The 14,140-nt window shown below is 43.1% G+C and carries 12 protein-coding genes; 11 read left to right on the forward strand and 1 reads right to left on the reverse strand.

Annotation, left to right across the window (positions count from 1 at the left end; translation table 11 throughout):
* Window positions 1-10: 10 nt before the first annotated feature.
* Entirely contained in the window at window positions 11-886 is an 876-nt protein-coding gene (locus QQL36_RS33155; RefSeq protein WP_321568199.1) for a hypothetical protein, read from the reverse strand.
* 402 nt (window positions 887-1,288) lie between these two features.
* Between QQL36_RS33155 and QQL36_RS33160 the strand changes: the two genes are divergently transcribed.
* The 11 genes from QQL36_RS33160 (at window position 1,289) to QQL36_RS33210 (ending at window position 14,137) form a co-directional block, all read left to right on the forward strand.
* A complete protein-coding gene (locus QQL36_RS33160; protein ID WP_321568200.1) occupies window positions 1,289-2,518 on the forward strand; it encodes an acyltransferase in 1,230 nt (409 codons plus the stop codon).
* 44 nt (window positions 2,519-2,562) lie between these two features.
* Window positions 2,563-3,327 (forward strand): polysaccharide biosynthesis/export family protein, encoded by a 765-nt coding sequence (locus QQL36_RS33165; protein ID WP_083722109.1) that lies wholly within the window; start codon window positions 2,563-2,565, stop codon window positions 3,325-3,327.
* Between the two features lie 10 nt (window positions 3,328-3,337).
* On the forward strand, window positions 3,338-5,701 hold the full coding sequence (locus QQL36_RS33170) for a polysaccharide biosynthesis tyrosine autokinase (RefSeq protein ID WP_321568201.1): 2,364 nt from the start codon (window positions 3,338-3,340) through the stop codon (window positions 5,699-5,701).
* Window positions 5,694-7,043 (forward strand): flippase, encoded by a 1,350-nt coding sequence (locus QQL36_RS33175; protein WP_321568202.1) that lies wholly within the window; start codon window positions 5,694-5,696, stop codon window positions 7,041-7,043. The genes QQL36_RS33170 and QQL36_RS33175 overlap by 8 nt, the downstream gene beginning before the upstream one ends.
* Complete coding sequence (locus tag QQL36_RS33180) at window positions 7,040-7,735, forward strand: FkbM family methyltransferase (protein ID WP_321568203.1); 696 nt, start codon at window positions 7,040-7,042, stop codon at window positions 7,733-7,735. The genes QQL36_RS33175 and QQL36_RS33180 overlap by 4 nt, the downstream gene beginning before the upstream one ends.
* Before the next feature lie 5 nt (window positions 7,736-7,740).
* A complete protein-coding gene (locus QQL36_RS33185; RefSeq protein ID WP_321568204.1) occupies window positions 7,741-8,382 on the forward strand; it encodes a class I SAM-dependent methyltransferase in 642 nt (213 codons plus the stop codon).
* Entirely contained in the window at window positions 8,382-9,290 is a 909-nt protein-coding gene (locus QQL36_RS33190; protein WP_321568205.1) for a hypothetical protein, read from the forward strand. The genes QQL36_RS33185 and QQL36_RS33190 overlap by 1 nt, the downstream gene beginning before the upstream one ends.
* A gap of 2 nt (window positions 9,291-9,292) precedes the next feature.
* Window positions 9,293-10,708 (forward strand): hypothetical protein, encoded by a 1,416-nt coding sequence (locus QQL36_RS33195; protein WP_321568206.1) that lies wholly within the window; start codon window positions 9,293-9,295, stop codon window positions 10,706-10,708.
* Window positions 10,708-11,802 carry a glycosyltransferase family 1 protein gene (locus QQL36_RS33200; RefSeq protein WP_321568207.1) on the forward strand — a complete coding sequence of 365 codons (1,095 nt, stop codon included), beginning with the start codon at window positions 10,708-10,710 and terminating at the stop codon, window positions 11,800-11,802. Before QQL36_RS33195 ends, QQL36_RS33200 begins: the two co-directional genes overlap by 1 nt.
* On the forward strand, window positions 11,799-12,542 hold the full coding sequence (locus QQL36_RS33205; protein ID WP_321568208.1) for an FkbM family methyltransferase: 744 nt from the start codon (window positions 11,799-11,801) through the stop codon (window positions 12,540-12,542). The genes QQL36_RS33200 and QQL36_RS33205 overlap by 4 nt, the downstream gene beginning before the upstream one ends.
* A 191-nt stretch (window positions 12,543-12,733) precedes the next feature.
* Window positions 12,734-14,137 carry an undecaprenyl-phosphate glucose phosphotransferase gene (locus QQL36_RS33210; RefSeq protein WP_321568209.1) on the forward strand — a complete coding sequence of 468 codons (1,404 nt, stop codon included), beginning with the start codon at window positions 12,734-12,736 and terminating at the stop codon, window positions 14,135-14,137.
* Window positions 14,138-14,140 lie beyond the last annotated feature (3 nt).

The following is a 14,140-nucleotide window of genomic DNA, read 5'->3' on the forward strand; positions in this document are numbered from 1 at the left end:
TTCATTTTAATCAAAGTAATTCTGTTTCTCCTGTTGCCACATTGATCACAGGCATTCCTTTTATACACTCGTATCGCTGTGTACCTCTTAAATAATTCAGCTGGCCCTTCTTATTCCTGCTTTCCCTGAATTGAGATTCCACATACCCCTCTTCTACACTTAGTGCTTTCAACTCACCCAGCCGATCGTTTCTTACAAAATAGGCGTTGTTACCAACAGCATTACATCCCACCAGGCTATATCCTTTCTCCTCTGCCAGCACATATAATGCTTTTAACGAAGCGCCAAAATACAAGTAGCTATAATGTTCAGCGGATCGTACAAAATCAGGTTTGTAAGGTACTGTCACCGGACGGTGCTTCCCAAATACACTATTATACTCTGCTACAACAATCACAGGTTGTACCACTTCAATCGCTTTCCAAACCCAATAGTCATTACCATCTATATCTACACTCAGCAATCCAATCTCTCCATTGATTCCCCTGGAAGAAATGAGATCATTAATATTGTCCCTGGTGATAAAAGCTTCCAATGCCTGCAGATCATGCTGATAATAAATGTCATCGGACATTATATAGTCAATTGCCTTCCGCGATCCATCTATGACCAGACCGGACCAGTTATCATGTCTTAATAAAAATCGGGTATTCGATTCTACATAATTTTCAACTCCAAACTCGATAAATATTTTCAGAGGAATTTGAACTTTATGAATCAGATATTGTATTATCCCATCGTCCCCTGCCTGACTAAACACTTTAAATTCAGCATCTGCGATGTTGTCCAAAATTGGTAATGCTTTATTTTGTCTTGCTAACAATGCTCCTAATAACAGAATATCGGTTTGTTGGGACTTTCTGATGTTATACAAATAATGGTGCATAACATTAAATAACTTTCTAATGCTTTTCATCTATTACGGGTCAATTTTTTTTCGAGGCTACAGCTAGGATTTTTTTCTCCCATAAATACATAAATAATACAAATATTGTTCATTTTTTAATAATTTATAACGTGTATAACTATCGTATTTAGTATTGCACTTGCCCCATTTTCCTAACAGTCTTATACTGGAAAAATCTTTACTATAGCATATTATAGCGAACATCCACTGCTCAGGTCACTACGCCAGGGATTTTTTTTCAATTTTGTGCAAATGATATTTTTGATTTAACTTGCCCTCGTCTGAGAATGCTATAATCAATAAAAAACTGGAAATAACTCCACTCTAATAATGACCAAAAAGTCATTAAGGTTTTTTATTGTTTTATATTATCACCATTCCATGACCTCGAATAAGCCCTCATCATTATACTTTTTTAGTCTGGATGCAATCAGGGGATTTGCGGCACTCATTGTCGTATTATGCCACTGGCAATTCTTCTTTTATAAGGATTATACTGTTCAGACAGCTCCCCTCGAAGATTTCCATTTACCGCTATATTCCGTATTCTCCATCTTTTATCATCATGCATTTTATGCAGTAGACCTCTTTTTCCTGCTGTCAGGTTTTATATTTTTCTGGTTCTATGCAGATAAGATCGCAAAGGGGGCAACCAGTTTTAACTATTTCATTACCTACAGGTTCACACGCCTATATCCTGTGCATGTTCTTACGCTCCTGGCCATTATACCATTGCAAATGCTGATGGTGAAACAGTCAGGACATACCTTTATTATACAAAATAATGACTACTGGCATTTTCTGCTCAACCTGCTCGTTATCCACAGCTGGGGGTTTGAGAAAACACCGGCGCTCAATGGATTTAACGGGCCATCATGGTCTGTATCCGTAGAGTTGTTGCTCTACCTGGTATTCTTCCTCATCGCATGGCGTAAACAACATAACAGAAAAGGATTATTGATCTTATTGGTCGTTGCTGGTGCTATTGTCCAGGCTATTTACCCAATGATCGGTCAGGGTATCTATTCTTTCTTTTTGGGGGCACTCGTATATCATATATACTCCTGGTTGTGCACTAAAAAATATTTCGGGAAACTGACCCGCAATATTGCCATTGTTGCTGTGTTGTTATGGATGTATATCCTTGCCGAATATTATTTTTCGTTTACTCATCGCCTGTTCTTCTCTGTTACACACAAATTACTGCCAGCCTGGACGGATGAAAAAAATGAAAAGATCTTTTACCTGGCGACTAATACATTTTTCAGAACGATTGTGTCTCCTGTTACCGTACTGGTATTAGCCATGGCAGAGACGATCAAAAGCGGCATCAGGGCCAGGTGGACACAGCTACTCGGAAATGCCAGCTATTGCCTGTACCTGATTCACTTTCCGCTCATGGTTGCTGCCGCCGTACTGGTCAATGCGCTGGGTTTACCCAAAACAGTATTCCAGTCTCCCCTCACCTTATTATTATTCTATGTAGTTCTGATCACACTAAGTGTTTTGGGCCACTACTATTTCGAGCTCCCTGTACAACAGACTTTACGACAGAAATTAATTAAAAAAAGGACGAGCACTGTGCCTGCTGCCATCATTCCGGAAGCATAATCTATTCAACCATCAAATACACACGATCTATAATTAAATAACACATGAAATCCAAAATCCATTTACTGTTAATTAGCAGTTTGTTCTTAATGGCCAGCTGCATTGAGACCAAAAAAATAACCTATTTAAACGACATTCAGCAACAAATGGGTGAGGAAAACGGGCATTCCTTACAGCCACTTAAAGTTCAACCCGGGGATGTATTGCAAATTACTGTTACGACCATTGACAAAGACATTTCCCAGATTCTGAATCCTGCTGCCGTATCCGCTGTTTCCACTACTGCCAATGGTATTGATCCCGGTTATATCGTAGATAGTGACGGCTACATCAATCTCCCGATGGCAGGCAGGGTTTATGTAAAGGATAAAACAACGGCAGAAATCAACACTGTCATTACTACAGAACTGGACAAAAGTATCCGTAATGCCTTTGTTTCTACCCGTATTACCAATTTCAAAATATCTGTGTTAGGTGATGTTGCGCGCCCAGGCTCGTTCAAGATAGGCGCTGAACGGGTATCCATACTGGATGCACTCAGTATGGCCGGCGATATGAATGTAACCGCCCTGCATGATAATGTTACGGTGATCAGGGAAGTAGATGGTGTAAAAAAGTATGTGTCCCTCAACCTGACTGACAGTAAAGTGCTTTCATCACCTTACTATTACCTGAATAATAATGATGTGGTTTATATAAGACCGGGCAAAAACAAAGTGTTCAATAGTTCAAAATTCGTCACGCTGATTCCAACTATGATAAGCGCGCTGTCCCTCATCACAACACTTATTATCGTTACTGTTAAATGATTCCTACGTTATGAACCAAAAAAACGAAACAAATAATCGGGCTGCAGTTATTGATCTGAATGACCTGTTGAAGAAACTGGCATTCCATTGGCCACTTTATCTCATCCTCATACTGCTCTCTGTTTTGGGAGCATTCATCTACCTGAAATATGCCAAACCGAGGTATATGTCCAGCGCTAAGTTGTATCTGAAAGATGAAAAGAAAGGTGGTGGTGAAGAAATGGATATGCTCAAGTCGCTCTCCCTATTCAATAGCGGGAAAAATATTGAGAATGAAATGGAAGTAATCAAGTCCCCGATATTGATAGCCAAAGTAATCAGGGACAATCACTTCAACATTCGTTACTACCGGAAAGCAGCAGTTCGTAATGAAGAACTCTATGACAACTCCCCGTTCAGTATCCGGGTTCTTAGTGATACTGCCAATATCGGCAATTATATTTTTGATATAACCCCAGAAAGAAACGGTCTGAAAGTAAAAGCTGAATATGGTGATGACCAGACGAAAGATTTCACTGTGCAATCAGGCGTCCCTTTTACTGTAGGACGCGATCAGTTTAGCATCACTTACAGCACCCCCACTATAGAAGTTCCCCGCATGAATGACTATCGCATCCGGGTGGATTCTATTGCAGAACTGGCCTATGAAAAGTTGGATGATATAGGCACAGCGCTGGTGAATAAAGACGCGACTGTAATATTGGTGACTTATGAGGATGCCGTCGCTGCACGTGCTGCTCACTTTATCAATGCACTGCTGGATACCTACAACGATTATACGCTGGATGATAAGAACAGGGTAGCCCTGAAAACGATCAACTTCCTCTCTGTACGTATTGACTCCCTGCGCGATGAGCTGGGCTACCTGGAAAAACAGGAGGAACGATTCAAAGTGCAGCGGGGTATTACCGATATCGAAGGCACTTCCAAACTGGCCCTGGAACAGGTAAAGGATGCAGATATAAAACTGAATGATGCAAACATGCAGCTCTCCGTATTCGACCAGGTGGACGAGTACCTGAATGCACCGGGTAATAGTTATCCTTTCGCACCGATGCTGGGCACCGTTGATCAAACCCTGACGGCCATGATCAACAGGTATGAAGAGCTGCTGAAAGAAAAAAACAAACTCTCGCTCTCCCTGCAACCCAGCAGTATGATCGTACAAAACCTGGATGGCCAAATAGAAGATGCACGTAATACTATTAAAAACTACATCTCCGGTTACAGGCGCAACGCCGGCGTAGCACAGAACCAGATGCAGCAAAAGGTCAACCAGATCCAGGCTAAAATTGCCAACATTCCGGCTTACGAAAGAGAATATATCAATATCAAAAGACAACAGGGCGTAAAAGAAAATCTCTACCTCTACCTGTTGAAAAAGAAAGAAGAAGCATCGGTTTCCTATGCAAGTAATGTGACTGACAACAGGGTTATTGCTCCTGCATTCATTCCTGAAAAACCGGAATCACCCAGGAAAACGATGGCCTTTGTAGGATTCCTTGCTGCTGGTCTGGCACTGAGTACGCTTTACATCTACCTGAAATATTTCCTTAACAATAAGATCCTTAGCAAAACTGAGATTGAACAATTATTTGAACTTCCGCTTATGGCAGAAATATACCAGGATGAAGAAGAAACAGCCAAAAACTTTTCTCTTCAAAACAGGTCCGTACTGTTGGAACAAATTTTCAACTTACGTACCAATCTTCGTTACCTGTTGAGCGAACATACTGATAGTACTACTATCCTGGTTACTTCCAGCATTTCCGGCGAGGGTAAAACTTTCTTAAGTGCGCACCTGGGCAACTCCCTCACAGTGAATAAAAAGAAAGTAATACTGCTGGAACTTGACCTGCGTAAACCAAAACTCTCCAAGTTCCTGGGCATGGACAATTTTACAGGCATCACTAATTATATCGTAGAGAATAAATCTATCGACGAAATTATCCGCAAAGTGCCGGGTACCGACCTGCACCTGATTTCATCCGGACCTATTCCTCCTAACCCGGTGGAACTGATAGAAGGAAACAGGATGCGTACACTGCTGACCACGCTGAAAGAACGCTATGACTACATCATCATTGATACGGCGCCAATCGGTATCGTTTCTGATGCAAAGAGTCTGGCATCTTATATAGATGCCACCCTCTTTGTAGTACGCTACAATTTCACCCTGAAATCGAAACTGAAAGCAGTAGCAGAAAATATCAGAGAAGGGCATTTCCGCAAAACCGGTATCATCTTCAACGGTATTGAACAGGATAGTTTCTATCCAAACTACTATTACGACCATTATTCATATTCACAGGAAAATCTGAAAGTAAAAAGATGGTTTTCATTTTTCAAAAAACTAAAACATCGTCTTGCATAAGATCCTTCAAAATAGTGGTTGGCTGCTGATTGACAAACTGGCGCGGCTGTTCCTTGGTTTATTTACCATGGCTATGATTGCACGTCATATCGGCCCTGAGGAATTTGGTATCTGGAACTATTCTATAGCCCTTACTGCAATTGTAGGTGGTATAGCGGTGCTGGGGCTGGACAAGATTGTAGTGAAAGAATTGGTATCTGCCCCTGAGCGCAGGGATGAGATTGTATCTACAGCGCTGTGTATGCGAATTGTAGCGGGCATTCTATCCTGCACAATTTGTATTATGATCCCCTGGTTCACCAGGCAGAACAATCCTTTGTACATCTGGTGTACCACCATTACTGCTTTTAATATCCTGCTGCAATCATTCGATGTATTTGACTACTTCTACCAGGCACACAACCAGGTGCAACGGGTCATTATACCGAAGGTGACCATATTTGTTTTATTCTGCCTGATCAAGATTATGTGTATCAGGATGAATCTTTCTTTTATGATCATCCTGTGGGTATCTCTTGCGGAACTGGTGGTTACCTACCTGCTCATATTTGGGTATTACATCTGGCATGAAGGCATTGCCTCATTGTTTAAAGTACGCATGCAGGAAGCCCGCTACCTGATTTCACAAAGCTGGTCCCTCCTGTTCACCGGTGTACTTGTACTGCTGTACATGAAAAGCGATCAGCTGATGCTGGATATACTGACTACCCCGCAACAACTGGGAGAATATGCAGCAGCTGCCCGTATATCAGAGTTGTGGTATGCGATACCCACGGTGATAGCCGTTGCTATTTTACCCAACCTGATACAGAAAAGGCAAACCAATCACGGCAGGTACTTAGAAAATGTGGAGAAATGGATCCGGCTTTCTATGTGGGGCAGTACGGTGATTGCCATTATTATGACAATTGCTGCCAGCTGGCTCACAGGCATCTTATATGGCAGCCAGTATCCACATGCAGGTGTAATCCTTTCCATACATATCTGGGCGAATATACCCGTATTTATATGCGTTGCCATTATGCAATACCTGATAGTGGAAGGCTACTATAAAGCGAACCTGTATGCAACAATTGCGGGTATTGCAGCGAACCTGCTGATCAACCTGTTGCTGATTCCCTCACTGGGAGGTATAGCTGCAGCTATTGCTACCGTTATTTCCTATACAACCGTCGCTACCTGCCTGATTATCGTTGACAAAACCGGACAGGCAAAAATGTTCATTATAAAAATGCTACACCCAGGAAAGGCGCTTGCAGATATCTGGCAGTTGCATCTGGCGTTGAAGAGTTCTATTGAAAACTTATTATCTGTATTACGTCAAAAGTCGTTGAGTAAATGAGTCAAGTTAAAAATTTAATTGCCCGGTTGGGATCAAAGTTAGCACCTCAAATCAGGTACCTGGCTCCGGCGTACAGCTCGGAGGGGGAAGACCTGATTTTGAAAAGAATTTTTGACAACAAACAAAATGGTACTTATGTCGATGTGGGTGCACACCATCCTTTTCGTGTATCCAACACCTATATATTCTATAAAAAACGCTGGAAAGGCATCAACATTGATCCGAACCCCGGCTCCAAAGCGATGTTTGACAGATACCGTCCACTGGATACCAACCTGGAAATGGGGGTATCCGCCACCAGGCAGCACCTGACCTACCACATTTTCAATGACCCTGCGCTGAATACCTTTTCGCCTGACAAGGTGGAAGAATACACACAGGACCCTAAATACAAAGTGATTGGGGAAAAACAGATTGAAACCTGGCCACTGGGTGACATTCTGGATAAATACTTACCTGCCGGCACTGCGATCGACTTCCTTACTATTGATGCAGAAGGACTGGATATGGATGTGCTGCGTTCAAACAACTGGCAAAAGTATCGCCCTGCATACATCCTGGTAGAAAGCAATCCCTTCCTGCTGGGAGACATGTATAATACAGAGCTGGGCAAATTCATGCAGGCAGCGGGTTACGACATCTTTGCCAAAACATATTACACCTACATTTTCAGGAATATCAAAAGTCATTAGCGTATATGAATAAGTTATATGTACAGTATGGATGCGGTCCCTATTCAGCGCCTGATGGATGGACCAATTTTGATGCAAGTCCAACACTCCGGATCCAGCAGTTACCTATCCTTGGCAAATTGCTGAAAGGCAGGCTGCATGTTACTTTCCCAAAAGATGTTCAGCAGGGAGATATTCTGAAATCATTGCCTGGTATCAGTGAAATTTCCTGCGATGGAGTATACTGTTCTCATGTACTGGAGCATCTTTCATATGATGATTGTCTGCTGGCTGTGCGTAATACCTATCGCATTCTGAAACCAGGCGGCTATTTCCGCTGTGTATTACCTGACCTGGAATCAGCTGCCAGGGAGTATGTAGAAGACCTCGCCAATCATGATATCAATGCAAATACCAAGTTCCTCGAAAAAACGATGCTGGGCAAAAAGCAACGGCAAAGGGGATTCAAAAGTCTGCTGACAAGCACGCTGGGCAACAGCGAACATCTATACATGTGGGATCATCTCTCCCTGTCCAACATCCTGCAGGAAGCGGGTTTTAGTACCGTCCGGCAATGTGCATTCAATGATTGCCCGGATCCGATGTTTAAGCTGGTAGAAGAAAGAACAAGATTTGAAAATGCAGTATCACTTGAAGCTATAAAATAATGAAGCCCGAAACACCTGTGCTATTACTGATATTCAACCGTCCCTTTCAGACCATGCGGGTATTTGAGCAAATCAAAGCCCAACAACCTTCCCGGTTGTTTATCGCAGCAGACGGTCCCCGTCCTGGTAAACCAGGCGAAGCCTCCCTGTGTAAATCTACCCGGAATGAAGTGATGAATGCGGTGGACTGGCCCTGTGAAGTAAAAACCTTGTTCAGAGATGAGAACCTGGGGTGTGGCAAAGCAGTGAGCAGCGCCATCGGGTGGTTCTTTGAACAGGTAGAAGAAGGGATTATCCTGGAAGATGACTGCATACCAGATCCCACCTTTTTCAGCTTCTGTACCACCCTGCTGGAGCGATACAGACATGACAACCATGTTATGCACATCGCTGGCAGCAATTACCAGATGGGACACCAGAGAGGTGATGCATCTTATTACTTTTCACGATTCGCACACATCTGGGGATGGGCTACCTGGCGCAGGGCATGGAAACATTATGACTTTACCCTGCAGCGGTACAAGGATGTTTCCAGGAAAGGTATGAACCGCCAGTTCCTCACAGATATTGACAATATCTATACTAATAGAATCGATACCTGGGATATTCAATGGTTTATGAGTGTGTGGTTCAATCATGGATATGCTATTATTCCTAATACCAACCTGATTAAAAACATCGGGTATGGAAAGGAAGCAACACATACCCGCGCCACGCCTGCCTGGTTCAAAAAAATGGTGTATGGCAGTATCAGCAATATCGTTCATCCAAAAGAGATAAGCATTGACGATGCAGCTGATAATTATTCAGTAGCGAGCCTGTTCAATCCTCCTTACCTGTCTTATATGGCAAAGAAGATTGTAAGGAGCACGCCATTCCTCTATAACCTGTATAAGCGCATTTCGTAAATATGGATAGTATTTATAACGCCCTCATCAGCAGTAATCCATTCGTGGAGATGTTCAAGGAAGCTATGCCCCTTGTCATTGCCAGTATATTGTTATACCTGCACTACAGCAGGAGGATCACTGCGATGGAAACTGCTTTATTTGCCTTTGCCACTGAAGCTTATACGATGCTGATAGTAGGTCCTACCTTTACCGCGACTTTCTTTATCAGTGCAGTCTTCATGGTGGAGCAGGCACACAGGCTCTTTACAGGGCAGACACTCATCAGACGTGAATACCTGTTATTACTGGTACTACCGGCATTGTCAAGCCTTGTTATTTTTGTTCTTGTGCAGGTGTATAAAGATCCGTTCTATTATCCACCTGGTAAGAAATCGGCTTTCTACTTCAGACCCATTTATTTTTACATCAAGTCTTTTCTACCGCTCTTTGCACTGGGGGCTAAGATTGTACAGGAAAGGAAACAGTTGTCTTTTGAGCTGTATGCTGCCACCATGAAAAAGATTGCAAAATTTTCTTTTGCAATTGCCATTCTGCAGATCGTGTCACAATTTATATTTAAAAGTGAAGCATTGGGTGAGATCATCGGGTTACAACACCGTTACCTGCTGGAGCAATCCACATCCTTTTTCAGCCTGCGCATACAGGCATTATTTGCAGAGCCGAAAGTGTTCAGTGCATTTCTATCACTCACCATCCCCTTGTTTCTAAATGACAGGGAATACAAGTGGGCTGCGATCTCTCTGATCATGGGTGTGCTCACTGTATCTCAAACCTTCTGGATCAACCTGCTTTCGGCGGGAATCTGCTGTATATTCCTCGCCAGTATTTCATCTGCCAGGTTACGTATACTCCTATCCATAAGCATCATCATCGGTCTATTCCTGGGGGTCGCAGCATCCAGTAAATATTTTATAAAGCTGTACGCCAAAAACCAGACAAATACCTTTTATCAGTTAGTGTTCAAGCGCTCTGTATACAGGTATGATAATGAGATCTGGCAGAAAGACAATGTGGTAATGGGGATGCCATTGCAAAGAGATATGGAGCTGCCGGTGGTAGACTTCTTCAAAGATGAACCTTACCTGCTGCTGTCCGGCTATGGTGCGGGTAATAGTACGTTTATTCCTGCACAATACTTCTTTGGGCAAGTGAACTATGAAAACAGGTTGAACGGTATTGGCGGGCATAACCTGAATATGCGTTGGTTCTACATATTGGCAGAGTTTGGTTTACTGGCCCTCATCTGCTTTTTCGCAGTGCTTACTATAACAAGGCCACAGCTGGGGGCTTTTCAAAAAGGGTATTTCGCCTTTGTATGGGTATGCTTCTTTTTTAGTCAAATAGATCTGTTCCTGATAATAGTAGCAATGTTATGCGCTTACGATGATGGAGAGACTACTAAAATGACCATGTGATGCAGATATATTTAGACAATATTGTGTTTACGATTCAAAGGGCAGGCGGTGTGTCTATGTATTGGTATGAGCTCCTGAAAGGGCTCTGCAATACAGATCTGCCGCTGAACTTTCTGAATGCTGATCCGCATTCTGACAATCTCTTTGAGCAGCAGCTTGACTATAGTCCTTATCCCTGTATCCGTGAAAGCTGGATACCTCCAAAGTATCTGCGCTACCTGCCATTGCGGTACACACTGCCTTCCAGTGCTGTATTTCATGGTGGGTACTTACGTGTATCACCCCAAAAAGATATCGTCAACATTCTCACATTACATGACTTTGCACATGAGCGAAGGATGGCTACCCGATTCCCCCGCGGGCTGGCCAACATCCGGCAAAAGGCTTATGGCATACGCCATGCAGACGGTATTATCTGCATCTCAGAAAGTACCCGGAAAGAGCTATTGTATTTCTATCCCAAAACGGATCCTGAAAAAGTCAGGGTTATTCATCATGGTATTGCTGATTGCTTTTATCCCCTGAACAAACAGCAGCCGCCTGACTTCGCATTGCCCCCGTCACCTTATATTCTGTACATCGGCGTGCGCGGCCACTACAAAAACTTCGATCAGGCAGTGGCAACATTGCAGTTATTACCAGCCCAATACCAGCTGGTGATAGCAGGTGGTGAACCCTGGCAGCCCAAAGAAAGGGAGGTACTGGAACAGGCCATTCCAGGCAGGTATCATATACTCCGGGATGTGAGTTCCTCAGCGCTGAACATCCTGTACAATTATGCCTGGTGCCTCTTGTATCCTTCCTCCTACGAAGGCTTTGGATTTCCACCTGGAGAAGCCATGAAGGCGGGTTGCCCGGTAGTTGCTACCTACACCACTTCCATACCGGAAGTGACAGGTACCGCAGGACTACTGGTGAACAACCCCTCTCCTGCTGCATTTGCAGAAAAAATTCAATTGCTCGAAGATCAACATTTCAGGGATACAATTATTCAGGCGGGGTATACCCGATCGCAATTCTTTACATGGGACAAAAGCATTCAGGAAACAATCGCTTTTTACAAACATTGCTGGAACACTAAATTTTCACTATGAATTTCATTTTCAAAATTGCCGACGCGGCCAAGGTTTTTTTACAATCAGGAAGAGGTCTCAGTGCTTTGTGGAAAAAAGGAGGATCCATTGCCTCCACCACGATTTTGCATAACTGTAAACACTATATTCCGGAAATAAAAACAATCATCGATGTAGGCGCCAATCAGGGACAGTTTGCGCTTTCTGCACGTTTCTTTTATCCACGTGCCGGTATTCATTCTTTCGAGCCGGTGCCGGCTGTATTTAACACATTGCAGCAAAACATCAGCAAGGCGAAAGGTATCAGTACGTACAACTTTGCACTGGGTAGTACCAACGGCTTCCTGGAGTTCTTTCAGAACGATTATTCACATGCCAGCTCGGCACTGCATGTATCAAGTATACAGCAACAGTTTTTCCCACAGACCGCTTCTGAACACCAGATCAAAGTACCTGTAAGAAGGATAGACGACCTGTTTAGAAACATTCCTTTTGAAGCACCGGTGCTCCTGAAACTGGATGTACAGGGGTTTGAAAAAGAAGTACTGAAAGGGGCTGCTGCAAGCCTGGACAAAATAGATTACCTCCTGTTCGAAACATCGTTCGTACCTATGTATGAAGGAGAACCCCTCTTTGATGAGATGCATAATTATGTAAAAGAGCTGGGATTTGAATTCATCGCTCCTGTTGGTTTCTGCCAGACAGATGCTTTGCAAATTTTACAAATGGACTTGTTGTATAAACGAAAAACAGCAGCCTGAGCTGATCATCTTTTTTTTAAAGGAGTAAGAACAAAAAGCGTAGCAGTTTTGTAATAATAAAACCAAGCAAGCCCCCAAATTCACCACTCCGATCTTCATAGCCTACCCAAACCTGACTGAGTTAAAAACTAACAGTAACGCCAATAGGAAATTGATATACGGCAACCGATGCCTACTGTAATCTTGTGACTATGAAGAATCGAAATTATGCTGTACAATATTTACGGCAATTTATTGACTTTACCATACTGGGAGCGGCATTTGTACTTACCAGATACTATATCAGTACCAAGGGGGGGATGATATTTACTCCCCTGGATTGGATACTGCTTAGTATCAGTATCAGCACCTGGATCGCGCTCGGCTCGTCTCTCCGGTTGTATGATGAATATGATAAGGTTAACTCGTTTTCATTTGAATTTGTAGCTGTATTGAAAAATGTATTGTTACAATCATGCGTACTCACCTTCCTGTTTTTTTATCTCTTCAAAAACTATAGCTACCCACGCACCTTTACGTTATTGTATTCCACATATGTATTTGCGGGTGTATTGTTCACAAGATATGCAGTAAAGAAAACCTTGCTGAAACTCCGCAATCAGCGGCATCGCAAAAAAAATGTTCTGATCGTAGGCACTGGCGAAACTGGTATCGACTTTTATCACACTATTACCAATAACGGTCATTTCGGTTATAACTGTATCGGTTTTGTAGGCGACCAGGCGCAAACACAGTTACATGGGCAATACCTGGGCAATCTCTCTGAACTGACCAATATACTGGAAGCAAATGAAATAGACGATGTGATCGTTGCCCTGCCGGAATATGCCAGGGACCAGACGGAAAGCATTATTGTAGCCAGTGAACGCGCCGCAAAAAATGTGAAGATCATTCCCAATGTACACCAGTATTGTTCCCCTACGGTGAGTATGAACCTGTTGGGATCTTTTCCACTGGTAAACATCCGTTCCTGTCCGCTGGATGATCCGGCATTACAAAGAATAAAGCGGGGGTTTGATATCGCATTTACGCTCGTACTTTTCACTGCTTTCAGCTGGTTGTTCCTGCTGATTGCGGCGCTCATCAAACTGACTTCAAAAGGTCCGGTATTTTTCAAACAGGAAAGGTGGGGGCTGAAAAATAAAAAGATCACCTGCTATAAGTTCCGTTCCATGATCGTACAGACCAGTGAAGTGGATGCGAACGGCATGTTCCTGCAGGCAACCCGCAATGACAGCCGTGTTACTTCAATAGGCAGGTTCCTGCGTAAAACCAATCTTGATGAATTGCCACAGTTTTTCAATGTGCTGTTGGGCAACATGTCATTTGTAGGTCCGCGTCCACATGCCACTCCCCTGCATATAGAATCAAGGGAAACGGTGCAACACTATATGCGCAGGCAGATGGTAAAACCGGGCATCACAGGATGGGCACAGGTAAATGGTTGCAGGGGTGAAACCAGCCAGTCAGGTATGATGCAGAAAAGAGTAGACTACGATATCTGGTATATTGAAAATTACAGCTTCTGGCTGGATTGCCAGATCATATTCCAGACAATGGTGAACATGATAAAAGGGGATAAGAACGCTTATTAAGAA

Origin of the sequence: Chitinophaga sp. LS1 (genome assembly GCF_034274695.1) — a bacterium.
Taxonomy (GTDB): Bacteria; Bacteroidota; Bacteroidia; order Chitinophagales; family Chitinophagaceae; genus Chitinophaga.